This is a genomic window from Micromonospora zamorensis, assembly GCF_900090275.1.
Classification (GTDB): domain Bacteria; phylum Actinomycetota; class Actinomycetes; order Mycobacteriales; family Micromonosporaceae; genus Micromonospora; species Micromonospora zamorensis.
The window spans coordinates 1,935,215-1,957,921 of the sequence record NZ_LT607755.1 but is presented as its reverse complement, the minus strand read 5'-3'; the positions used below and the strand labels follow the sequence as shown (position 1 = coordinate 1,957,921).

Below are 22,707 nucleotides of genomic sequence, written 5' to 3'. Positions count from 1 at the left end.
GCGTCCGCCCGCCTCTGATCGATTGATCCGGTGACCACCGGGCCGACTGCTGCCACCCGACCGCGCAACCGCAGGCAGGTCATCGTCGAAGCGGCCGGCCAGGTGTTCAGTGAACGCGGCTACCACGCGGCGTCCATGGAGGAGATCGCCGCCGTGGTCGGTATCAGCGGCCCGGCGCTGTACCGGCACTTCCCCAACAAGTACGCGCTGTTCGCCGAGTGCGCCAATGTCATCGTGAACAAGCTCGTCGAGGTCATCGACGAGTGCCCGCCAGAGGCGGCCCTGAAGGATGTGCTCGTCGCCGTCACCCGGGTGACGGTCTCCCGCCGCGCGTCGGGCGGCCTCTACCGGTGGGAGGCCCGCTACCTCGAGCGCGCGGACCGCCGGCTGCTTCGGACGAAGTTCGCCCACGTCGTGGGGCGGGTGATCGAACTGGTGCGGCGCGAATATCCGCTGCCCGGCGAGCACCTGCGGGCGGTGGCGGCCCTCGGTGTGATCGGGTCCGTCACCATGCATCACACCTCGATCGCCCAACGCCGGATCGAGGATCTGTTGCTGACATCTGCCCTGGGCGTGGTCGCGACCGATCCGGCGACGGCGGCGGGCAGCGCGAGCCTGGTCGAACTGCCCGCCCAGCCCGTGCCGCGCACTCGACGTGCCGAGATCCTGGCGGCGGCCATCCCGCTGTTCGCACAGGACGGGTTCGCCAACGTCACGAACGCGCAGATCGCACAGGCCGTGGGGTTGGCCCCGTCCGCGATCTACCGCCACTACCCCGGCAAGGTCGACATTCTGGTGGCGGCTTGTCTGCAGGCTGCGGGCCTGCTGGCTCAGGCGGTGGAGCGGAGCCTTCAGCGGGCGACCGATCCACGTCAGGCCGTGGTCGCGCTGGCGGCGGCGTACGTGGCCTACTGCTTCGAGCACAACGCGCTCAACAGCGTCGCCGACGCCGAGGTCGCCAGTCTTCCGGCCGACCTGCGGCGCCCCTTGATCCTCGCGCAGCGTGAGCACATCGCCGTCTGGGAGCAGCAGTTGCGGTTGGTCCGCCCGGAGCTGGACCCCCGACAGGCCCGGATGCTGGTCCATGCGGGTTTCGGCGTGGTGGTCGAGGCCGGGCGCGCCCTGCGCTGGCAGGATACGCCCGGCCATCGGGACACGGTCACCGCACTGGTCACCGGTGCCCTGATCCGGTAAGTCGGGACGTCGACTCAGCTGCCGGGCCGGTTCATCGTCGGAATGGTGATGGGGGTGTGGGACGACGAGGTGCCGTTGTTGAGGAAGAGCATCGCCAGGCCGCGCACGAAGTGGTCGAACATCGAGAAGGTGCCCGGCATGACCGGCGACAGCCCTTCACGGAACATGATGTACGTCGGCCAACCGGCCTCGATCACGCCGCGCGAGATGAGGTCACGCGGCAACCTCAGCCAGTTGCCGATCCGGTCGCTGAGCACATAGCGCGCGAACTCGCGTTGGAATCCCTTGGTGATGCCCAGGTCGATCGATGAGGTCAGGTTCAGCAGGGTGTCGGCCAGGTCGATGCCCTCCCGCGTCGGCGCCAGGATCGGCGTCAGTGCGTACTGCGACTGCTCGTGGGCGGCAGCCCAGGTGGCGGGGATGAATTCGTCCCGTACACCGAGCAGGTGCAGCGCTACCTGCCACATGTGCAGGTAGGCCTCTTCTTCGGCGGCCGACACCCGGAGGCCGTAGCGACGCCACTCCACCAGCTTGCTGTGCACGTAGGTGCCCAGGCTGTGGAAGGTGATCAGGATGTCGCCGTTGCTGATCGGAATCGGGTGGTCCGTGACCCCCCGCCACGCTGCTGACTGCGGCAGCAGGTGCCGCACCGCGGCGTGCGTCAGGCGGGTCTTGGTGGAGGTGGTGATGAAGTTGCCCGTCGCCTTGAAGGCGTCGGGCGTGTTCAGGTCGTAGCCGTACGTGAAAGTCTTGGCCGCGCGCGACTTCATGTCGGCGCCGCCCTCGGACCAGTAAACGTTGCGGGCCTCCCGCGGGATCACCGTGCTCATGATGCCGCTGCCCAGCCCGTAGAGCAGGAACAGGTACATGCTCATGCGCTTGTTGAACTGGGCGGCACGGTCCAGCTTGGCCTGGTCGGCCCACGACGGCAGCTTGTTGACCTGCCCGATGTAGGTGGCGAGCGCGGGGGGCAGGCCGCTGGGCACCGGGTCGCCGTTCTTGATGAACGTCTTGAACGCGTTGTTGACGGCCGGAATCTGGCCGTTGTCGAGGAGGGAGGCGACGAGCGGGTCGGTGTCGTCGTCCCAGACGTCCCACGGGTCGGTGACCGTGTTGGTTCCGGCGATCGAGTTGGCGGACGACCACGCCCATGCCTTCGGCACGTCGGTCACAGTCACCAGACCCAGCGCGGCACCGAGGGTCAGGACACTTCGTCTGCTGAGATTCTCCATTAGCCACCACTTCCCGGGCCAGCCGGACATCGCCCTGAACGCCAGCTTGTTGGGGCACTACAAGCGCGTTTCAAGTCATCCAGGCCTGTGATTTTCTATTAACATAGAGGAGCTTGACTCCGCCTGCAAGGGGCAGGTACGACAAGGGCACCGCCGCCATCTCGGCGATGCGACGCGGCTCAGTCGAAGGTGAGGACGGGCTTGATCGCGGAGCCGTCGCGCATGCCGTCCACGGCGGCACCGATGTTCTCGAAGGGAAAGGTGACGATGAGCCGGTCCAGCGGAAAGAGGCCACGCTGGTGGAGATCGACCAGTTCGGGGATGAAGCGCGCCGGGTTCGCGTCGCCCTCGAGCACGCCGTGGACCCGGATTCCCTTGGCGAGCAGGCTCATGACGTTGAAGGCGACTGTGGTGCCGACACCGACGAGGGCGAGGTCGCCCCGGGGACGCAGGATGGCGACGGCCCGCTGAAGCATCTCCGGCCGGCTGGTGGTGTCCACGATGTGGTGTGCGCCGCCGCTGGTGAGGTCATGCACGGTGCCGACGAGGCCGGCCGCCGTCGGGTCCAGGGCTGCCTTGGCGCCGAGCTCAGTGGCCAGGGCGCGTCGCGAGGCGACCGGCTCGATGACGATGACAGGGTCGCAGCCGCGAACGATCGCGGCCATGAGCGCGGTGAGTCCGACCCCGCCGGCGCCGATGACGACCAGGGAGCTTCCCGGCTCGGGGCGCAGGCGGTTGAGCACCGTACCCGCCCCCGTCTGCGCACCGCATCCCAGCGGCGCGGCAACGACGGCCGGCAGGTCGGCGGGGACCCGGATGGCGTTGCGCTCGTGGGCGAGCGCGAACGTGGCGAAGCTCGACTGGCCGAAGAACCCGCCGTGTACGGGGGTGCCGTCGCAGGACAGTGGGGTGGTGCCGTCGCCCCGGCCGCCGGAGGTGTTCAGGGCCTCCTGGCGGCGGCAGTAGGCCGGGTGGCCAGCCACGCACTGCTCACACGCACCGCAACTGCTGAAGGTCAGGCAGACGCGGTCGCCCGGCGCGAGAGTGGTCACCTCCGCGCCGACTGCCTCGACCACGCCGGCCCCCTCGTGGCCGAAGACCATGGGAGTCAGCCGCGGGGGCCAGATCGCCTGCATGCTGAGGTCGGTGTGGCACACACCGGCGGCGGCGATTCTGACCAGCACCTCGTGCGGCCGTGGAGCCTCGAGATCCACGGCCTGGACGACGAACGGTCCGCTCTGGGTGTCGGTGACGGCAGCTCGGATTCGCATGGGGAACTCCTTCGCACGGTCGGCCTCAGGCCACGCGCTCGAGTACGAAGTAGAAGAAGGGACCGTCGGCGGGGACGTACTTGCCGTTCATGATTCCCATGAGCGTGTTCTCGTCGGCTCGCTTGAAGTGATCGAAGACCGGCTGCCCGTCGTAGACCATCGTCGCGGTCGACTCGCCGCGGAACTCGACTGCCCACAGGCTGGCCTCGCCCTTGCCGAGCACGGTGTTGGAGTACAGCTCGCCCTCGTCGTTCCGGCAGATCAGCGGCTTGACGTCGGTGAGGGTGACGAAGGCCTTGCCATACCACCGCACGTTGTCCAGCTGCCCGTTGAGGGGGTGCCCCGTGTCGAACGCGCTGCCCTTCCACTCGCCGAGGATCTCTTCGGGGCGAACCGTGTCCAATTCGGCCCAGATCTCGTCGAGCTCGGCTGCGGAGACCCGGCCACCCGCTCGGCGCAGCTCGGAGAAGCGGGCTAGGGCCAGGCTCGCGTTCATGATGGCTTCCTCTCGCCGTACGCCGGGGTGGGTAGCGACACCCGACTGCGCTGACAGAATGGACAGTGATTGTCGGGATGCCGCGAAGTCGCGGAGAACCGCACGGACAAGGATCCGGAATTGCGCCGCCGCTGCTCCACGTCGCGCGACTCCCGGCGGCGCCGCACCCGGCCTTGACAACGCGCCGCGCCGTCGCCGAACCTGCTGGGGAGGTGATCGCGATGGCTGATGGCGGTCGGCACCGCTGGTTGCGTCGTATCGAGGAACTCGATCCGGTTCGCGACCACCACGAGATATACCGGATCTCGATCGGTTTCGAGTTTCCCTTCGACTACCAGCGGGCCCTGGAGCTCGCGCTGCTGCGGACGTACTGCGTGCCCAGCATCTCCGCGCTGCTCGACGCGACAGGCGAGTTCCGGCTGCGGGCGCAGCAGCGGTACGACGACACCGCGTTGCTGATGGCCGAGATGGCGGAGCACGGCTATGACTCGCCGCGCGGCCGGCAGGCGCTGAGGGTCATCAACCGGGCGCACCAGCGGTACGCGATCTCCAACGACGACATGCGCTATGTGTTGTCCACCTTCGTGTACGAGCCGATCGACTGGCTGGACCGGTTCGGCTGGCGTCGGCCCCACGAGCACGAGCGGCTGGCCGCGTTCCACTACTACCGGGCCGTCGGTGCGCGAATGGGTATCCGCGACGTGCCGGACGACTTCGACGCGTTCTGGGATTTCAAGCGCGAGTATGAGCGCACCACCTTCCGCTACGCCCCGACCAACCAGCGGATCGGCGCCTACACCCTGGACCTGTTCGGCTCGTGGTACCCGGCGCCCTTGCGTCGTGCGGCGCGGCTCGGCGTACTCGCGTTGCTGCCCGCCGAGCTACGTGACGCGTTCGCGTTCCCGGCCGCGCCGCGCTGGCTGTCCGTGGCGGTCACGGGTGGGTTGCGGACCCGGGCCGCGGTGGTGCGGCTGCTGCCGCCGCGTACCACGAGCAGGTTGACCCAGGCGCCGCGCAACCGCACCTACCCCGGCTACCCCCACGGGTACCAGCCCGCCGATCTGGGCTCGCCGCCACCGCCACCCGACCTCGACCCGACGTGGCTGGCCAGCCCGGAACCGCCGCCGGCCGCCGGGCCGGAGCCGTTGGGTGATCGCTGACCCTTCGACTCCGGCACGGACGGGTTGTGGAGGCGGCCGGGGGCGGCGTGGTCGACCAGTGGCCCGAGTCGACGCTCAGGCCCCTATCCGGTGACGGACTCGACAGCCGGGTCCGTCGCCCGGTAGAGGGCGTCGATGCTCTCGCCGTACCGGTCGACGATGACACGGCGGCGCAGCTTCAGGGTCGGGGTCAGCTCCCCCGATGCCGGCGTCCAGCTCGACGGCAACACCTCGAAGGTCTTGACCTGCTCGGGTCGGGCGAGCCGGGCGTTGGCGGCGTCGACGGCGGCCTGGATCTCGGCGAGCAGCAGCGGGTCCGAGGCCAGGCCGGGCAGCTGCGCGTCGCTGATGCCACGCGACCGCGCCCACTGGGGCGCGACCTCGTCATCCAGCACGATCAACGCCGTGACGTACGGCCGCCGATCGCCGATCGCGACCGCCTGACCGATGAGCGGATGTGCCCGAAGCAGCCCCTCGATGTGCGCAGGCGAGATGTTCTTGCCGCTCGAGGTGATGATGAGTTCCTTCTTGCGGTCGGTGATGGTGAGGTAGCCGTCGTCGTCGATCGTGCCGACGTCGCCGGTGGCCAGCCAGCCGTCCGCGTCGACGATCGGCTCGACGCTGCCGTCGCCGCGCAGGTACCCGGAGCAGACCAGCGGCCCGCGTACGAGCACCTCACCGTCGTCGGCAAGGCGCACCTGCATGCCGAGGTGGGGCCGGCCGACGGTACCGGTGCGGAAACCCTCCGGGAGGTTGATGGTGGCGGTGCCGGTGGTCTCGGTCATGCCCCACACCTCCAGCACGTCGACGCCGAGCCCGGCCAGGAACCGCAGGACGTCGACCGGAATCGGGGCGGCACCACTGCCGGCCCAGAGCATGTTCTGCAGGCCCAGTGTGGACTGCAACGGTCGCAGGACGGTGGCTTCAGCCTGCGCCAACCGGGCAGCCAACTCGTCGGGCACGGCCTGGCCCGCCGCGCGCAGCTCGTACGCCTGAAGGGCGACGGCGCTCGCGGCGCTGAAGGCGGCCTGCACCGCCGGCTCCGCGGTGGCCAGATGGGCCTGGACACCGGCGGCCATCTTCTCCCAGATTCGCGGAACGCCGAAGAACGATGGCGGACCGACGGTGCGCAGGGCCTTGATGAGCTGGGTGGGGTCGGGGCAGATGGTCACGTGACCGGCGCGGTAGATGGGGTTGTAGATTCCGAGGAACCGCTCTGCGATGTGGGCCAGCGGCAGGTAGGCCACCGACGGGGAGTGGTCGGGGACCGATACGTTGGCCTCCAGGGCCACGGCCTGATAGATCACGTTGTGGTGGCTGAGTACGACGCCCTTCGGGTCACCTGTCGTCCCCGACGTGTACAGCAACGTCACCGGCTGCTCGGGTCGGATCGCGCGCCAGCGCCGATCGAAGGCGGCCGGGTCGGCCTGGTGCGCGGCCTGGCCGACGGAGCGTACGTGTGACAGCGGCACGGCGTCCGAGGTCGTGTCGCCCAGTCCGGGCTCGTCGACCAGCACGACCCGGCGCAGGTTGGGCAGGTCCGGTAGGACCGAACGCCAGCGGTCCAGCTCGGCGGCACCTTCCAGCACGAGCACCTGGGCCCTGCTGTGTAGCGCCAGGTGTCGCATCTGGTCGGTGCTCAGCGTCGGATAGATCGTGGAGGGCACCGCGCCCAGGTGGACGGCGGCGAGGTCGACCAGCCAGTGCTCCGGCCTGCTCGACATCATGATCAGCATCTGGCCGCCCGGCTCCAGACCGATCTCGGCCAGGCCACCGGACAGCTCAGCGACCTCATCGCGCAGCTCGGCCCACGTGCGGGTGTCGTCGCGGTCGAGCGTTGTCAGCGCCGGCAGGTTGGCGAACTCGGTGGCGTTGCGGTGCAGGAGGGCGGGGACGGTGAGGTTTGCGGCCGTCTTGGCGCATCGGTCGGCAAGGGTGTCGGCAGGATCCATGAGGTACTCCTTCAACCGTAACCGGGCCTGTTGGTGGTGTGAGTTGAGGTCGGCGCACCCCTCATCGTGGTGCCGTCGAGGGCGCCGCGGCCCGTCCCAGCACTGTAAACGACGGCTAACTTTCTGGGAAGGAGCGATCGGTGTTATGCGCTCGACTCAGGGAGCGGGCGGCACCGGTAGACGAACGCAGGCTAACCAGCCGGGCCGTGCGGGTTCGCCGCTCGTCACTGGGCGGTCCACCCACCATCGACGTGCAGGACGCTGCCTGTGACATAGCTGGCAGCGTCCGAGGCCAGGAACGCGACAGCGCCGACAACCTCACGCGGCTGGCCGAACCGACCCATCGGAATGCGCTCGCGCAGCCGCTTCGACCACTGCTCGTGGCTGCGTAGCCCCTCCGTCATCGGCGTCTCCAGGTAACCGGGCGCCACGGCGTTCACGCGGACACCGGCGGGCGCCCACTCCAGCGCCAGCGTCCGGGTGAGTTGCTCGACTCCGCCCTTGCTGGCGCTGTAGGCGGCAAGTCTCGGAAGGCCGACCTGACCGTGCACCGAGGACATGTTGATGATGCTGCCCGCGCCTTGCTCGATCATGACCGCGCCGGCGGCGCGGGCGCAGATGAACACCCCGGACAGGTTGGTGTCGATCACCAGCTGCCAGTCCGCGACGCTCAGGTGCTCGCTGCGGTGCAGCGCCGGACTGATCCCGGCGTTGTTCACCAGGACGTCGAGACGACCCCATCGCTGCCGGGCCAACGTCACGACGGCATCAGCGATGGACTCGTCGGTGACGTCGCCGGCCACGATGTCCGCCGTGCCACCATTGGCGACGATCTTGTCCCGCACCGCCAGCAACGCGTCCCTCCGGCGCGACTGGAGGATCACTGACGCGCCGGCCTCGGCCAGCCCTTCGGCGATCGCCGCTCCGACACCCTGGCCGGCGCCCGTCACCCAGGCGACCTTGCCCTGAAGTTGTCCCTTGACCGTGGTCATGCTCGGATCCCTCCCTGCGGGTCTCTCGTCACGAACTCAGCGCTGCCCTGCCCGCCGCGTCGGGCGGCCTCGTACCGCCGGACAGCGCGGCGAGCCACCGCCCAGCGATGCACCTCGGACGGGCCGTCGTAGATGCGGAACGGGCGAACCTCGGCGAGGAACCGCGCCAGCGGTAGGTCATGGGAGACACCCTGCCCGCCGCACAACTGCACCGAGCGATCGACGATGCGCCCGACCGCCTCGGACACGAACGTCTTGGCGATCGACGTCTCGTTGTTCGCGCGCCCGTGCTTGTCCAACGTCGCGGCGGTCGTACGGATCAGTGCCCGGGACGCCGCGATGTCGATCTCGTTGTCGGCGATGAGGTGCTGCGCCAGACCGAGATCGGCCAGCCGGTGACCGAACAGCTCACGCTCGACGACATAGCCGAGCATGATCTCGTGGGCGCGGCGGGCAACACCGAGCCAACGCATGCAGTGCGTGAGGCGGGCGGGCCCGAGCCGGACCTGGGCGTTCGCGAAGCCGCGGTCGACCTCGCCCAGCACGGCGGACGACGGCACCCGGCAGCGTTCGAACACCACCTCGCAGTGCCCGCCGGTGAAGCCGGCATCGATGGTCGGAATGTGCCGACCGACCGACAGACCGGGACTGCCGGCGTCGACGAGGAACATCGTCGCGGCGTCGGCGCCGGTGCGTGCCATCACGATGAAGAAGGAGGCACCGTCGGCGCCGGTGATGAGCCACTTACCGCCATCGATCAACCAGTCGCCACCGTCGCGCACGGCCGTCGTGGTGAGCGCCGCGGGGTCCGATCCGGCACCGGGGGCGGGCTCGGTCATCGCGAACGCCGAACGAACGTCGCCGGTGGCCAGTGGTCGGAGATACCGCTCGCGTTGCGCAGGCGTGGCGACGTGTTCGAGGAGCGTCATGTTGCCCTCGTCGGGCGCCGCGCAGTTCATGACGAGCGGGCCGAGCAGACTCCGGCCGGACTCTTCGAGAACGTCGGCCTGTTCGAGCATCGACAGCCCCAGACCGCCGTACCCCCTGGGTGCCGACGGGGCGAAGACGCCGGCGGCGCGGGCGGCCGCGCGAAGTCCTGCGCGGACCTCGGGGTCGGTCTCGATCTCGCGTTCGACGGGGATCACCTGGTGATCGATGAACTTCCTCACCCGATCCGTCAGGTCCTGCACGCCGTCACCAGGCGCCTCCGATCGGCCCGCGCGGCGTCCCAGACCAGCCCGTGTCCGAAGTGGATCCGCGTGGGCCGGCGTCGTGGGCTCACTCGCCTCAGACATCGAGCACCATCACATTCATTCTTGTGATCACTGACACAGTGTGCTCTCATCTGATACACGGACGCAACATTCGTTTCATCGTATCAGTGGGGGCTCGAGGAGGAGACAAGCATGGATCCACTCAGCAGACGCAAGATGTTGAAGGCCGGTGGGGCGTTGGGTGCGCTCGGCGCATTGGGTGTCGCCGCGCCGGCGCAGGCCCAGTCGCTGTGGACCTGGTCCCCCTCGGGCTCAGTGGCGGGCGCCGGAGCGGGCGTCGACCCGCGGTGGGTGTGGGATGAGGAAGCCGACCCACTGGTCGCCTCGCTGCTCGACCGCGGCGACGTGCCCATGGTCAACCAACTGCTACGGGGCTGGACCAAGAACGGTCAGCCACTGCCAGCCGGGCTTCCGGCGGATGTGCACCAGTTCATCGAGCGCGCCCGCGTGCTGCCGTCGTGGGTCGACCACGGGAAGCTGGCCACCGCCGTGCAGTTCAACGAGAAGCGGGGGCTCTACCTCGGCGTGCTCTACGGCCTGGCCAGCGGCATGATGAGCACCGTCATTCCGAAGGAGGCCCGCGCCGTCTACTACTCCAAGGGCGGCGCGGACATGAAGGACCGCATCTCCAAGACCGCCAAACTCGGATACGACATCGGGACGGCCAACGCCTACCAACCCGACGGCTCGATGATCGTGACGGCCGTCAAGACCCGGCTGGCGCACGCCGGCGTGCGGCACCTCCTGCCGCAGTCGCGGGAGTGGACCGACGTGGCCCCCGAGGACATCCCGATCAGTCAGCGGGACCTGATGGTCACCTGGCACAGCCTGCCGACCACGGTCATGCGGAAGCTGAACGCCTGGCACGTCCCGATCCCCGCCCGCGATTCGGCGGCCTTCCTCCACCTGTGGCAGGTGGCCGCCCACATGCTGGGCATCAAGGACGAGTACATCCCCTCGTCGTGGAGTGAGGCCAACGCGCAGGCCGACCAGATCCTCGACCCGGTGCTGGCACCGACGCCCGAGGGCATCGCGCTGGCGGACATCCTGCTCAGCCTCGGCAAGGAGATCGACGCCGGCCTACTGAGCAAGCCCATCCTCGGCTCGTTCACGCGGTTCATGCTCGGTAACCAGATCGCCAACTGGCTCCAGATTCCCCGGGACCTGCTCTGGGACTCGCTGTTGCGGTCGTTCTGGGGGCCGTTCATCGCCGTCCGGGAGGCCCTGCTCCCACTCCCCCTCGCGCCGGAGTGCTACTGGCTCTTCGACGAGTTCCTGCGCAAGCTGGCCCTACTCTTCCTGTCCGAGGGTCAGTCGATCAACATCGAGATCCCGGTCGGCAATCGCGACTTCTGATCGGGAGCGTCGCAGCCAAGGGCGCGGGCCGGGCCCGCGTCCTGGCTCTTCCCGACGCACTCAGCCCGTGACACGGCGTGCCGGCATTGGTGGTCCGGTAAGGAGTCGAGGCATGACTGAGCTGGACAGGCGCGACGTCCTACTGGCGGGCGGACCGCGGAGGGCTCTCGGTGCGCCTGGGACATGGTCTGGTGGCGGACCGGTCTCGGGCGGCGGCAGTAGGGTGGTCGAGCGGGCCCCCCGGCGACGGTTCCTCGGGTACGTGCTGGCCGCCCCGATCCTCGTGACCGCGGCTGAACTGGCGGCGACTTCCACCTCAACCGCCCCGCTACCGTCGTCAGACGTGAGGCGGCTGCTCGGCCTCAACGACATCATGACCGCGGCCGCGCTGCCGACATCAGGACTGATCTCCGTCGAGGTCAGCCAGGACGGGACCGTGTCGTTCGCGTTGCCCCGCACCTGGATCGGCCAGAGCCTCACCAGCTCGACCGTCATGCTGATCGCCGAGGAACTGTCCGTGCCACGGAGGCGGGTCCACGTCACGCTGGCCGACATCCGGCCGGACGGGGCGTTCAACCAGGTGACCAGCGAAACGAACACGATCATCTCGACCTGCACCCCAATCCGGGTCGCCGCGGCCGTAGCCCGTCGGCGGCTGCTGGAGGCCGCGTCGGCCACACTCGGCTCGCCCGTCGCCGACCTGTGGCTGAACGACGGCGTCATCACCGACGGCTCCGGCCGCAGCCTCGACATCGGCACCCTCGCCACGAGGGCCGCCAGCACGAGCACGATCGCCATGGCGGTGGACCTCACCTCGCAGGGCAGGTCCACCGGGCCAGGAGCTTCTCGCGTTGGATGAGGTGTCGCGTCCGGCGCAGTACAGGGCCGACCTTGACACGCTGGCCGCCCGGACCGTGACTCGAACCCCCACCTGCCCATCGCCGAAGGTGACACAGGGGCAGGATCGACAACGGACGGTTCCCACCAGTTTCTTACCGCCAGCGACGGACTGCGCGCGGCTGTCTACGCGCGCCCTCTGCGTCGGTGCCGGCATGGTGAGTCGGCCGTCGTGGACCTCGGTGATCTGACCACCCGCAGCCGAGACACGGACATCTGTAGAATCTCTCTCACTTTCGGGCTGCCCCCGGCTCGGCTAGCAAGGACGGTGCGCTGTGCCCGTACCCACCGCCACCGGTCCCGCGACGTTCTCCCCCGCCGGCCCCGGTGACCCGCGGCTCGGCAGACGCGCCTGGACCTCGCTGGTGCTGCTCGGCTTCGTCGGCCAACTGGCCTGGGCGGTCGAGAACATGTACCTCAACGTGTTCGTCCACGACACGATCACCGATGATCCGACCGCCATCGCCACCATGGTCGCGGCGAGTGCGCTGGCCGCGACGGCGGCCACCGTGCTGATCGGAGCGATTTCCGACCGGTCCGGCCGTCGCCGGGCCTTCATCGCGGGCGGCTACCTCGCGTGGGGTGTCGCCACCGCGGCATTCGGCCTGCTCACCGTGGACGGTGTTGCCGCACTGGCACCAGCGGCCGACGCGGTGCTACTGGCACTGCTCGCCGTGATCGCGTTGGACTGCCTGATGTCATTCCTCGGCTCGGGTGCCAACGACGCCGCGTTCCAGGCCTGGGTGACGGACGTGACCCGACCGGCGAACCGAGGCCGGGTGGAGTCGGTGCTGGCCGCGATGCCGCTACTGGCCATGCTCGCCGTCTTCGGCGGGTTCGACGGTCTCACCCGCGCCGGCCAGTGGCGGACGTTCTTCCTGATCGTCGGTGGGATCATCGCCGCGGTCGGGGTGCTGGCCTGGTTCCTGGTCCGCGACGAGCCCGTGCCCGTCCGTCGGGGCGAGCGCCTGCTCGGCTCGATGTTGCACGGGCTGCGCCCGGCTGCCGTACGCGCCAACCCCCGGCTCTACCTAGCGCTGGCCGCATGGTCGATCTGGGGTGTCTCGACCCAGGTCTTCCTGCCATATCTGATCATCTACCTGCAGCGCTACCTGGACATCGGGGGCTACGCCCTCGTGCTCGGCGTCGTGCTGCTCGGCGCCTCCCTCGTCAGCGTGGTCGTGGGCCGGTTCATCGACCGGATGGGCCGGGTCAGTTTCCTGCTGGCCGCCGTCGCCGTGTACGCGGCCGGTCTGTTCTCGATGTACCTGGCCCGGGGCACCGGCCAGGTGATCGCCGCCGGACTGCTGATGATGTCCGGCTTCATGCTGGTGCTGGCCCCGATCGGGGCGCTGGTACGCGACTTCTCCCCGCCGGAGCGCGCCGGCCACGTACAGGGCCTGCGCATGATCTTCGCGATCCTGGTGCCGATGGTCGTCGGGCCCTACCTCGGCGCGGCGGTCATCAACGGCACCGGTGAGACCTACACCGACCTCGGCGTGGTCAAACAGGTGCCGACGCCGGGCATCTTCCTGGCGGCGCTGGCAGTGCTCGCCCTCATCGTCGTGCCGGTGCTGACGTTGCGCCGCCGGTACGACTCGGCGACGCGCGGATGATCCGGCCACTGCTGACCCCGTGGGGCGAGACGCTCGACCCGGACCGGCCGTTGCCGGAGTATCCCCGCCCGCAGCTGGTCCGGGACAGTTACCTCAACCTCAACGGCCGCTGGCAGTACGCGATCACCGACAGCCACCAACAGCCGCAGGGGTACGACGGGGAGATCATCGTCCCGTTCTCGCCGGAGACGCCTCTCTCGGGCGTCAACCGGCAACTGCTACCGGGCCAGACACTGTGGTACAGCCGGATCTTACGACTGCCCGACGGTTTCCGGCCCGACCCGTCGGCGCGGGTGCTGTTGCACTTCGGGGCCGTCGACCAGACCTGCGAGGTTTTTGTCAACGGCACGCCGGTGGGCAGGCATACCGGCGGCTACCTGCCGTTTCACTGCGACATCACCGGTGCGTTGCACGACGATGACAACACGCTGGTCGTCGCGGTACGAGACGACACCGACACCGCCCACCACTCGCGCGGCAAGCAGCGGCTGCGCCGCGGCGGAATCTGGTACAGCCCGCAGTCCGGGATCTGGCAGACCGTCTGGGCCGAGTGCGTGCCCGCGCGGCACGTACGGCGACTCAGCCTGACCCCGCTGCTCGACGAGGGCTGCGTCGAGGTGACGGTGCACGCCGACCCGGGCGCCCTCGATGCGACAGTGACGATCCTGGCCGGCGACGACGTGGTAGGCGTGGCGCAGGCATCCGCCGGACGGCCGGTTCGCGTTCCGGTCCCTGCGGCACGGCGGTGGAGCCCCGAGGACCCGTACCTCTATGGGGTGGTTGTGGACCTGGGCGACGACCGGGTCCGCAGTTACGTCGGCATGCGCTCCTTCGGCGTCGGCCCCGCCCCGGACGGCACGCCACGGCTGCTGCTCAACGGCGCACCGTACTTCCACGCCGGCATCCTCGACCAGGGGTACTGGTCCGACGGCTGGTACACGGCCCCCTCCGACGAGGCCCTGGTCCACGACATCGCGACCATGAAGCAACTCGGCTTCACCATGCTCCGCAAGCACATCAAGATCGAGCCGGCGCGCTGGTACTACCACTGTGATCGTCTCGGCATGCTGGTCTGGCAGGACATGGTCAACGGTGGTGGCCGGTATCGGCCGCTGGTGGTCACCGCTCCGGCGGTCAGCCCGCTGAGGCTGACCGACCGACGCCGGCGGTGGTTCGCCCGCGACGACGACGCCGGGCGTGAGCAGTTCCGGGCTGAGCTGCACGACACCGTCGAGCAGCTGCGCAACGTCGTCAGCATCGCCGTGTGGGTGCCGTTCAACGAGGGGTGGGGTCAGTTCGACGCCGCCGCGATCGCCGCCGAGGTCGCCGCACTGGACCCGACCCGCAGTGTCGACCACGCCAGCGGCTGGCACGACCAGGGCGGCGGCGACCTGCGCAGCCTGCACGTCTACTTCCGCCGCTTCCGGGTGCCGCGGCGCGGCCGGGACCACCGGGTGCTGGTGTTGTCCGAGTACGGCGGCTACAGCCTTGCCGTCAGCGGGCACACGTCGACCGATCGCGAGTTCGGCTACCGCCGTTTCCGCGACGCGGCCTCGCTCGGTGCGGCTTTCCGCCGACTGCACGCCGAACAGATCGCTCCGGCGATCGCCAAAGGTCTGAGCGCCACGGTCTACACCCAACTCTCCGATGTCGAAGACGAGGTGAACGGTCTGCTCAGCTACGACCGCCGGCTGCTCAAACTGCCCGCCGAGCTGGTGGCAGAGGTCAACCGGCAGCTACGTCTCTGACCAGGGCTACCAGCGGTTACGTGCCTCCTCGGCCCAGCCGAGCAGATACGAGGTCGCTACCACCACACCAAGGCCTGCTCAGCCCGCCGGCGGTGGGGTCAGCTCAGTCCGGGAAGTAGGAGCCCTGGCGCAGTTCGGAATCTGGTCGATCGCCCCGGCCCGGGCGTCCCACTCCCTCTGCCGGTAACCGTTACGGGAGCTGGCCCGCTCGTCGCTGCGCTGCCGGCAATCCACGCCGCAGACCGCGTCGGCTTCGGCCGTCTCTTATCTACGCAACAGGCCCATCACGGACAAGTCGCACGCCACTTCCGTGGATGTAACCTGTGGCCCGGTGCACAACAGTTACATGAACGATATGGACGGTCACTCAAAATCCGTTTCTGGTAGACATCTTTTGCCCCCTTGACGAGGGAGTTCTATCGCAGTCTAATTTGGTGAACATGCAGGGAGGCCCACTCGTGGGAGCGATCCAGTTCGCCGTTCTGACGTGGCAGGGGTTCCCTCTGATCGCGGTTGCCGCCACAAAGGTGCGCGCACCGCGTCGGCTCGCAATGGCTGTTGCCGGCTACCAGGCTTGCGCCGTCTGCACTGCCACTGGCATGAAGCGTTCCCGGCGTCGAAGTCACCCTCGGTGCCGACCCCAACAGCAGTTGGCACCCGACGTTCATGCTTTGGCGCGCGCCGCAGTCGGGATCCCGAACAAAGCCGTTTACATCCGCCAGGCAGAAGCGGCAGAACGGCACATTATTTTGTCCCGACCAGCGCAGGCAGACCATGGCCCTGGGACGCAACGGGCTGCCTTGGTCCGTTAGATATTTCGACCCATCGGAAGGAGCCAGAGATGAGCATGAGGTTCGTGAATCGGCGGCAGTTTCTGCGTCAGCTGGGAGGTGCCCTTGCTGCCGGAGGCAGCATCGCGTTGTTTCCGGCAGGGTTCGCCTGGGCATCGCCAAAGGCCGGTCCGACATCGACCCCTGGCCATGCAGGCGGGCCGGCGTACCCCGGAGACCCCGGCTTTGTCGCGACTAGGCCAGGGGAACTAGATGCCGCTAAAGCCAGCTGGGAAACGCCGGAATATGGTTACTATACCGGCCATAATCCTTCCAACCCTGGCGCAGCTGTCGATTCCCCATGGCAACTTGTCGCGGTGAACGCGTCCACCGCCTACGCCCTAGGGTACCGCGGGCAGGGCGTCGCGCTGGGCATGATGGATTCGGGCTACAGGCCTACACACGAAGCATTCCAGACCGGGCTGATCGTTCCGGTGAGAGCGGAGGGCGTCTACGGCACGTCCGGCTTCGGGTACCGAAACGCAGCAACCCCGGCGAACCCGTTTACTGCAGGCCAGCCGTTCACTGTGGCCGGTGATCAGGCGAGAACAAGTGACTACGGGCACGGGACCGGCATGCTTGGGGTTACCTCCGGCATCCGCGATGTTAAAGACCAGCACGGCATCGCCTTTGGATCGAAGATGTATGTCGCCATGACCGGCGGTTCCGACACCCAGTCCCACGGCCCCTTCCACGATTACGTGTACTGGCGTACCGCCAACAAGGCCCTGGTCGACGCGGGCGCCCAGGTCATCAACAGCAGTTGGGGATCGTATGTCCAGACTATCGACAGGACCCGCTTTGACGGCCTAGGAAACGACCTTGGAGTCAACGGCAACCTCGCCAACGCCTACCAACTGCGTGGCAAAGACAGCGCCAGCGCCACGGCAATGGCGACCATTATCCCCAACGAGTACTTGAAGGATCTGGAGTACCAGTATTTCCTCTTCAAGAAGAGCTATTCCAAAGACGGCATCCAATACAATCCGAGCTACGCCGGACGATCCTTCATGGATGCCATCTGGGACGCCATCAAGGACAGCGGTACCGTCAACGTAAGGTCGGCCGGCAACAACGACTGGAGCAACCCGTATTTTCGCCCAGCGTATCCCATCTTCAATCCCCTGGCGGAAAAGCAGTGGGTATCCGTCGGCGGGGTGCAGCCGCCCACTGCGGCCAATCCTGAATACACAAAGCAGTCCGGGTACAACGAGGCAGGGCTCGCCAAATGGTGGACCGTGTCTACCCCTTCAAACAGTGTTCGGACCACGAACAGCGGTGGTGACACCAACTATTCGAACTCGAGCGGCACATCTCCGGCGACGCCCGTTGCGACAGCGGTGATGGGGGTTCTGCTCTCCCGCTATCCGAACATGGACGCCAAGCAGGTCCGTGAACTGATGTTCACCACGGCGAACAACAAGATGTCCGACGGTGTGAGATTCCTCGGCACCGGACAAACCTCCGCCTCCGGGGCTTCCATCGCTTGGACGGCTCCCGACGGCGTTCCGGACGCGCGCTGGGGCTGGGGCATCCCCGATCTGGACAAGGGCATGTATGGCCCCGGCCAGCTCCTGGGCCCCATGACCTACAACATGGACAAGGCGCCCCTGGACGTCTGGTCGAACGACATCAGCCAGATTGCAATCAAGGAAAGGGATCGGGAGGATCGGGAGTGGCTGGCGGCCTACAAGAAACAGGGCGTCGCCTTCGCCGGTGAATTCAGCCCCAACGTACTGAGCCCGGACGGCAAGCTCAGCGAAAACGCCTTCGTGCTTCAGGGCATTCTGGCTGACCCTTACGTCCAAGCCATCACCAACGGCCACCCGGAACTGTACGACAAGATTGGCTATGAGGACGCCACCAAGTGGCGTAAGGAATGGATGGACGCGCGCGCGGCCTTCATTCAGAACAACATCGACAACAGCCTCTACACGGCGTCTTTGATCAAGCAGGGCTCCGGGATGCTGATCATGTCGGGCCACGCCACCTACGAGGGCGGCACGACGGTGGAAGGCGGCAAGCTTTCGATCGCCGGCTCGCACGCAAGCTCGGTCGCCGTCAAGGGCGGCACGCTCGGCGGCAGCGGTTTCGTGGCAGGCAGCATCGACGTCGACAGCGGCGTGCTGCAGCCCGGTCTGTCGTCCGGGGAAGCGGCGTCAGCGGTGTCCATCACTCTGACCGACGTCGCGCCGGGCAACGTCCTGAACGTCGGCGGCGACGTGACCGTCAGCCGAGCGGGTCGCCTCGCCATCACCATCTCCGGCGACCAGGACTACACGAGCGTGCGGGCCGCGGGTGACTTGGTGCTGCGCGGCGAACTCACCCTGGACATTCGCGCGCCCCTCACTCCCGGCACGGTACTGACGATCATGAGCGGCGACTCGATCAGGGGCAACTTCCATTCCCTGCCGGAACGGCGGGTCCTGAACGCGGGCCACCACATGTTCAGGGTGTCCTACCAGGGCGGCGATGTGACGCTGACCGCCGTGCGGACGCTGCCCGGGGCACGGTCCGGCGGGGTCTAGCCACACGTAACCTGGCCAGCCAGGCTCAGGTTCGCCTGAGGCTGGCTGGCCAGGCCTTCGCCCAACGTGAGAGGTGGTTCTTGCCGTCGCGGTAGGACTCAAGGAACATCCCTGCCTGTTCGCTCGTCCACGACTGCCCTTGCGCTTGCGCAGTGGTGGCAGCGTCGTCAAAGCGGCCGCGCCTGTCCTGCTCCAATACTCGGTCGCGGCTCGTAAGCTGCGGTTTCGCGGGTCGGGCCCATGGCGGGTGGTCGCGCACAGTCAGGCGTGGCTTCCCGGGGCATCTCTGCCGCGCCTTTGTCCCTCGCCGTAGCGAGACGTCCCGCCCAGCGCCCGGGGTCCCACGGATCTTGGTCATTCACGTACCGTTGTCCTACCTTGCCGTGGCGGGCGCAGCACGGAAAGCGTTGACCGAGCAGGAAGCCGGGGGGCGAATGCAGCAGGGCAGCAGGCACGAACGCCTCAAGCTGGCGAGTCTGGACTTCCTGGGCGACGATTCCGCCTTACGCGAGCAGGCCAACCGTGTGTTGCGCGAGACGGAACGTGAACTGCGACCCGAAGATTGCTCCGGGGCGGACCAGACCGGCTCCGTCCGGGTCATGGTCGACACCCAGCGAGAGGTTTCAGCTGTCACGATCGCTCGCGACTGGCGCAGCCAGCTCGGCCCTAGTGGGTTCGCCGATGCGCTCTTCGAGGCGTATGTCGCCGCCGTGCAGACTGCCCTCGAATTGGCGGCGCTCCTCCGTCTGCAGACGGAGGAGAAAGGTCCCGCAGCGCCGGAACAGGAGCCGCTCGACAGGAGTCCCGAGCGGGACGTCGACGAATACACGTGGCTGCGCGACACCTGGCAGACGCTGCACGACCTTGACGAGGAGCTGGGCGCCGCGACTCGCCTGTCCGGGTTGAAGGGCGAGTCCAGCATGTCGGGCCCCAACGGCTGCCTGACGTTGCACATCCGCGGAGGCGGCATCACCGGCATCACCGGTGACGTCAGGTGGATCGCACGGGCAGACGCCGATCAGTTGCAGTTCGAAGCCCGTTCCCTCTTCCGCGCGTTCGCGCTGGCCAGCGCCGGACGGACTGGATCGTGAGGCAGTGAGATGGCTGAACTGAACGTCATCACCGACTCGCTACGCGATGAGGGAGCTAAGTGGCTGACGCTGTCGGACCGGGTAGCTGCCATCAAGGTCGCCGCGGAGCAGCTGCACCTCGACCCGTCGGCCTTCTTCATCGGTGACGCGAACGTCCTCATCCACTCACTGGCATACAGGGACTTCCACACCTTCATGGTCGCCGTCCTGAATGGGGCGGTGACCGAGTTCGAACAGGTTGGCAAGGCCCTGCGGCATATCGCCGACGAGTACGACCGGGCCGACGAGGTCGTCTCACTCGACCTCAACAAGATCTACAAGGCCTAGCGACCCCACCGCGCGACGTTCGGAGAGGGCACGGAGCACCACATGCAGCCAGGCACCACTGATCTCGAGTACGGGGAACCGTTCAACAAGGCGTTCGACCACATCCGCGCCGGCATCGACACGGCGATCGCCAAGTTCAACGAGATCGTCGAGCAGGTACAGCAGTGGAAGTGGCTCCTCGGACCCGCAGCACTCTTGTGGATCAAGCACAGCCTGGACAGCACCAAAACGGCACTGAACGCCGTCCTCGACCGCGTCGAGCAGGCCTTGGAGCATCAACTGCCGGTGCTCTCGCTGATCGAGGTCAGCTTCCGCTGGGTCAACGACGTGAAGACCCCGGTCTCCGACCTTTCTTCCGCCACCACCGACCCAGCGAACGAGAACCTGCCCAAGTGGACCGGCGACGCCGCGAGTGCCTACAACGCCAAGGCACTCAAGCAGAAAGCCGCAGTCGACGAGTCCGTCCTCAAGTCGGAGTTCATCAGCCAGTGGCTGTTCACGATCGCCAAGGCGAACGTCGACTACGCCGTCGAACTCGCGAAGATCGTCACGGGGCTGGTCGGCAAACTGGCGCAGGCAGCGTCCGAAGGGGCAACTGTCATCGACCTACCGTGGGCCATCTCCACCCTCGCCGAATCGGTCGGAGACCTCGTCACCGCCGGCCTGGACATTCTGCTCACCATCGGCCAGCGCTTCGTCGACGCGCTGGGCAACATCCGAGACATCGCCACGCAGGTCGGCGACCACTCGAAGCTACCCGGTGGGCGGTGGCCCGAGGCCGTCCGCGGATGACCAACGGGCGCATCACACAGTGGGTACGGCCGCCTGGGTCGCCTTGAGCAACGTCAGCGCCTTCGATGCGAGTGTTTCGGTTGCGGCGTACGAAGCACCGCCGACGGCCAGCCAGACCTTCACCACCAGGTTGCCCGTGCGCGCGCGGACCATGTACTCGGCGTACTTGAAGCCGGGCTCGGAGCGCCTGGTGAAGGCTTCGCCCTCGTCGCCCACACCGGTGATGCCGCCGGCTGGAGTCATCACCGTCACCTGCGCCGTGGCCCGGTAGAGCAGCCGAGCCTCCTGCTCGCTGACCGGCGTGGACGCCTCCACCCGCAGGTTCGCCTGATGCCCGTCCTTCGTCCGCATCTCGAACAGACACGCCGCACCCGGCTGCCCCAGCGGCGGCTTCGGATCGGTGCGGGCCACCGTCAGGGACAACTCCGCCAACGGCCGAAGATCAGTACGCTTGCACAACTCCAGATCCTGAGCGCGATAGACGGGGCCGGCCGATGCGGTGGGCGCGGTGGGGACAACGCTGCTCGTGGCCGGCCCGGCGGTCGGCGCACCCACCGGAGCCGAGGCACCGTCACAGGCGGCAGTGGCGAGCACCGCAACGAGCGCCATGACTAGACGAGAAACACCGGCCGACGCAGACACGTCTCGAACATACCGGCTGCGAAGCTGGCAGACTGCCCGAGCGACGAGCCACTATGGTGCCGGGTATGGCCGCCGCAGAGACCCCGGAGCAAATCACCCGGACCCGCATGGTCACCGCCCGGGCGGTCCTGCAGGGCCAAGCGGATCTTCGTACGTACCCTTATCGTCTGCTGGCGGTGGTCTCCCATCACGGCATCGGTGGCGACAAGGTCAGCGAGGCGGTTGCCGCCGCCGAGGTCCTCGGCCAGTTCGGCTGGGACCTCGTCAACATCTCGGAATTCGCCTCCAACAAGGTCGTCTACGCCTTCCTGCGGAGACGGTGACGATGGCTTTCGGGCCCTGCCGGATCTGACGCAGCTGAGCACGTGACCGCTGCCCGAAGACTGGTTTCGGTGGAACAGGATTCGACGGGCCGGAGCTGGTAGCTGTCCTTGCCCGCATCATCCGCCGGATCACAGCCGCCGAGGAAAGATTCCACTGCTGGACCGCTACGACCGCCACGAACGAACCTTCGGCCCACCGATGCCGCACCTGTTCCAGCGGCTGGAGCGGCAGGACTGCGGCAGTTGTCACGGCCAGGTCGCGGTCGAGAACCTCGTCCCGCGGGGCGAACACCATTGCGCGGCCCTCGACGACCACCACATCCCATTGCCGAGCATCGGTCCTGCCGCGCCGACACTGCGCTTCGCTACCGCTCCCAGTCCCCGCTGGCCAACGTGGTCGCAGCCGACGGTGGGCCGCTGACGGTCGGCACGGTGACCGTCCGGATGCTGGACGGCGTCGAGCAGCACCAGTGGTATCCCAACAACCCGGACTACCGGATGTGGCGAACCGGATCCGCCACGACGGAACCACCCACCGCACTGCTGGAGATCACCTCAATCGGGCCACGAAACGAATGGTTCTTCCCACCCCGGGAGTCGGTGGAACGGCTTCTGCTCGCCTTAGCCCTGCACGGGCACGAAGTCGGCGCCAGCATCGCCACCGAGGCACGGGTGCCCGCCTGGAACGGCTCGGGACGGTGGAGCGGCCCGATCCAGGCTTCGGTCGGATCGCATCACCCGGTGACTTTGACGGTCGAGTCACTCGCCGTCGCCGTCGCCACGACCCGTCGCCTCGACGCTCGCTGCCACGAGAGAAGGCATGACGGGGTGAACGGGCAACTACAGGACCCGTTCGAGCACGAGACCCGCGGCAACACGCAGCATGTGACAGGCCCAGCTACGCACACGTAGCGCGCGTCTGTTCATAGGAACAGGCTGGTGCTGTGAAGCGACGTTGAGGATGGGAAAATAGGAGGGCGCAGTGG

The 22,707-nt window shown here is 67.7% G+C and carries 19 protein-coding genes and 1 pseudogene; 12 read left to right on the top strand and 8 right to left on the bottom strand.

What is annotated here, in order from left to right; genetic code table 11:
• The first annotated feature begins 30 nt into the window (after positions 1 to 30).
• Entirely contained in the window at positions 31 to 1,194 is a 1,164-nt protein-coding gene (locus GA0070619_RS08765; RefSeq protein WP_172862005.1) for a TetR/AcrR family transcriptional regulator, read from the top strand.
• Between the two features lie 14 nt (positions 1,195 to 1,208).
• Here the strand turns inward: GA0070619_RS08765 and GA0070619_RS08760 are convergent, their stop codons facing one another.
• From GA0070619_RS08760 to GA0070619_RS08750, 3 genes are all read right to left on the bottom strand, one after another.
• Positions 1,209 to 2,426: an oxygenase MpaB family protein gene (locus tag GA0070619_RS08760; RefSeq protein ID WP_088947595.1), complete on the bottom strand. Its 1,218-nt coding sequence runs from the start codon at positions 2,424 to 2,426 to the stop codon at positions 1,209 to 1,211.
• A 179-nt stretch (positions 2,427 to 2,605) separates the two neighbouring features.
• Entirely contained in the window at positions 2,606 to 3,697 is a 1,092-nt protein-coding gene (locus GA0070619_RS08755; protein WP_088947594.1) for an NAD(P)-dependent alcohol dehydrogenase, read from the bottom strand.
• Between the two features lie 25 nt (positions 3,698 to 3,722).
• Positions 3,723 to 4,193: a DUF4334 domain-containing protein gene (locus GA0070619_RS08750; protein WP_088947593.1), complete on the bottom strand. Its 471-nt coding sequence runs from the start codon at positions 4,191 to 4,193 to the stop codon at positions 3,723 to 3,725.
• A 221-nt stretch (positions 4,194 to 4,414) separates the two neighbouring features.
• On the opposite strand from GA0070619_RS08750, the gene GA0070619_RS08745 reads away from it, so the two are divergent.
• Positions 4,415 to 5,353, top strand: coding sequence for an oxygenase MpaB family protein (locus GA0070619_RS08745; RefSeq protein ID WP_088951651.1), 939 nt, complete (start codon positions 4,415 to 4,417; stop codon positions 5,351 to 5,353).
• 83 nt (positions 5,354 to 5,436) lie between these two features.
• Here the strand turns inward: GA0070619_RS08745 and GA0070619_RS08740 are convergent, their stop codons facing one another.
• The 3 genes from GA0070619_RS08740 to GA0070619_RS08730 all read right to left on the bottom strand — a co-directional run bounded on the left by GA0070619_RS08740 (position 5,437) and on the right by GA0070619_RS08730 (position 9,487).
• On the bottom strand, positions 5,437 to 7,305 hold the full coding sequence (locus GA0070619_RS08740; protein ID WP_088947592.1) for an AMP-dependent synthetase/ligase: 1,869 nt from the start codon (positions 7,303 to 7,305) through the stop codon (positions 5,437 to 5,439).
• Between the two features lie 224 nt (positions 7,306 to 7,529).
• Entirely contained in the window at positions 7,530 to 8,297 is a 768-nt protein-coding gene (locus tag GA0070619_RS08735) for an SDR family NAD(P)-dependent oxidoreductase (protein WP_088947591.1), read from the bottom strand.
• Positions 8,294 to 9,487, bottom strand: a complete 1,194-nt coding sequence (locus GA0070619_RS08730) for an acyl-CoA dehydrogenase family protein (RefSeq protein WP_231927337.1) — start codon at positions 9,485 to 9,487, stop codon at positions 8,294 to 8,296. The genes GA0070619_RS08735 and GA0070619_RS08730 overlap by 4 nt, the downstream gene beginning before the upstream one ends.
• 216 nt (positions 9,488 to 9,703) lie before the next feature.
• Here GA0070619_RS08730 and GA0070619_RS08725 point away from each other — a divergent pair, with 216 nt between their 5' ends.
• From GA0070619_RS08725 to GA0070619_RS08710, 4 genes are all read left to right on the top strand, one after another.
• A complete protein-coding gene (locus tag GA0070619_RS08725) occupies positions 9,704 to 10,927 on the top strand; it encodes an oxygenase MpaB family protein (protein ID WP_088947589.1) in 1,224 nt (407 codons plus the stop codon).
• Between the two features lie 343 nt (positions 10,928 to 11,270).
• Positions 11,271 to 11,786, top strand: a complete 516-nt coding sequence (locus GA0070619_RS08720; protein WP_231927336.1) for a molybdopterin cofactor-binding domain-containing protein — start codon at positions 11,271 to 11,273, stop codon at positions 11,784 to 11,786.
• A gap of 313 nt (positions 11,787 to 12,099) precedes the next feature.
• Entirely contained in the window at positions 12,100 to 13,440 is a 1,341-nt protein-coding gene (locus GA0070619_RS08715) for an MFS transporter (RefSeq protein ID WP_231927335.1), read from the top strand.
• Positions 13,437 to 15,188, top strand: a complete 1,752-nt coding sequence (locus GA0070619_RS08710) for a glycoside hydrolase family 2 protein (RefSeq protein WP_088947587.1) — start codon at positions 13,437 to 13,439, stop codon at positions 15,186 to 15,188. The genes GA0070619_RS08715 and GA0070619_RS08710 overlap by 4 nt, the downstream gene beginning before the upstream one ends.
• Before the next feature lie 106 nt (positions 15,189 to 15,294).
• On the opposite strand, the pseudogene GA0070619_RS08705 reads toward GA0070619_RS08710, so the two are convergent.
• Positions 15,295 to 15,446 (bottom strand): annotated as a pseudogene (locus GA0070619_RS08705) (transposase); the annotation flags it as partial.
• Between the two features lie 583 nt (positions 15,447 to 16,029).
• Between GA0070619_RS08705 and GA0070619_RS08700 the strand changes: the two are divergent.
• From GA0070619_RS08700 to GA0070619_RS08685, 4 genes are all read left to right on the top strand, one after another.
• A complete protein-coding gene (locus GA0070619_RS08700) occupies positions 16,030 to 18,546 on the top strand; it encodes a S8 family serine peptidase (protein ID WP_088947586.1) in 2,517 nt (838 codons plus the stop codon).
• Positions 18,547 to 18,953: 407 nt separating this feature from the next.
• Positions 18,954 to 19,637 (top strand): hypothetical protein, encoded by a 684-nt coding sequence (locus GA0070619_RS08695; protein ID WP_157743951.1) that lies wholly within the window; start codon positions 18,954 to 18,956, stop codon positions 19,635 to 19,637.
• 9 nt (positions 19,638 to 19,646) lie between these two features.
• Entirely contained in the window at positions 19,647 to 19,964 is a 318-nt protein-coding gene (locus tag GA0070619_RS08690; protein WP_088947584.1) for a hypothetical protein, read from the top strand.
• Between the two features lie 42 nt (positions 19,965 to 20,006).
• On the top strand, positions 20,007 to 20,756 hold the full coding sequence (locus GA0070619_RS08685) for a hypothetical protein (RefSeq protein ID WP_088947583.1): 750 nt from the start codon (positions 20,007 to 20,009) through the stop codon (positions 20,754 to 20,756).
• A gap of 12 nt (positions 20,757 to 20,768) precedes the next feature.
• Here GA0070619_RS08685 and GA0070619_RS08680 read toward each other — a convergent pair whose 3' ends face one another.
• Entirely contained in the window at positions 20,769 to 21,365 is a 597-nt protein-coding gene (locus GA0070619_RS08680; RefSeq protein WP_231927334.1) for a hypothetical protein, read from the bottom strand.
• A 98-nt stretch (positions 21,366 to 21,463) separates the two neighbouring features.
• Between GA0070619_RS08680 and GA0070619_RS08675 the strand changes: the two genes are divergently transcribed.
• Positions 21,464 to 21,721, top strand: coding sequence for a transcriptional regulator (locus GA0070619_RS08675; RefSeq protein WP_088947582.1), 258 nt, complete (start codon positions 21,464 to 21,466; stop codon positions 21,719 to 21,721).
• Positions 21,722 to 22,114: 393 nt separating this feature from the next.
• On the top strand, positions 22,115 to 22,633 hold the full coding sequence (locus GA0070619_RS32715; protein ID WP_172862004.1) for a hypothetical protein: 519 nt from the start codon (positions 22,115 to 22,117) through the stop codon (positions 22,631 to 22,633).
• Positions 22,634 to 22,707 lie beyond the last annotated feature (74 nt).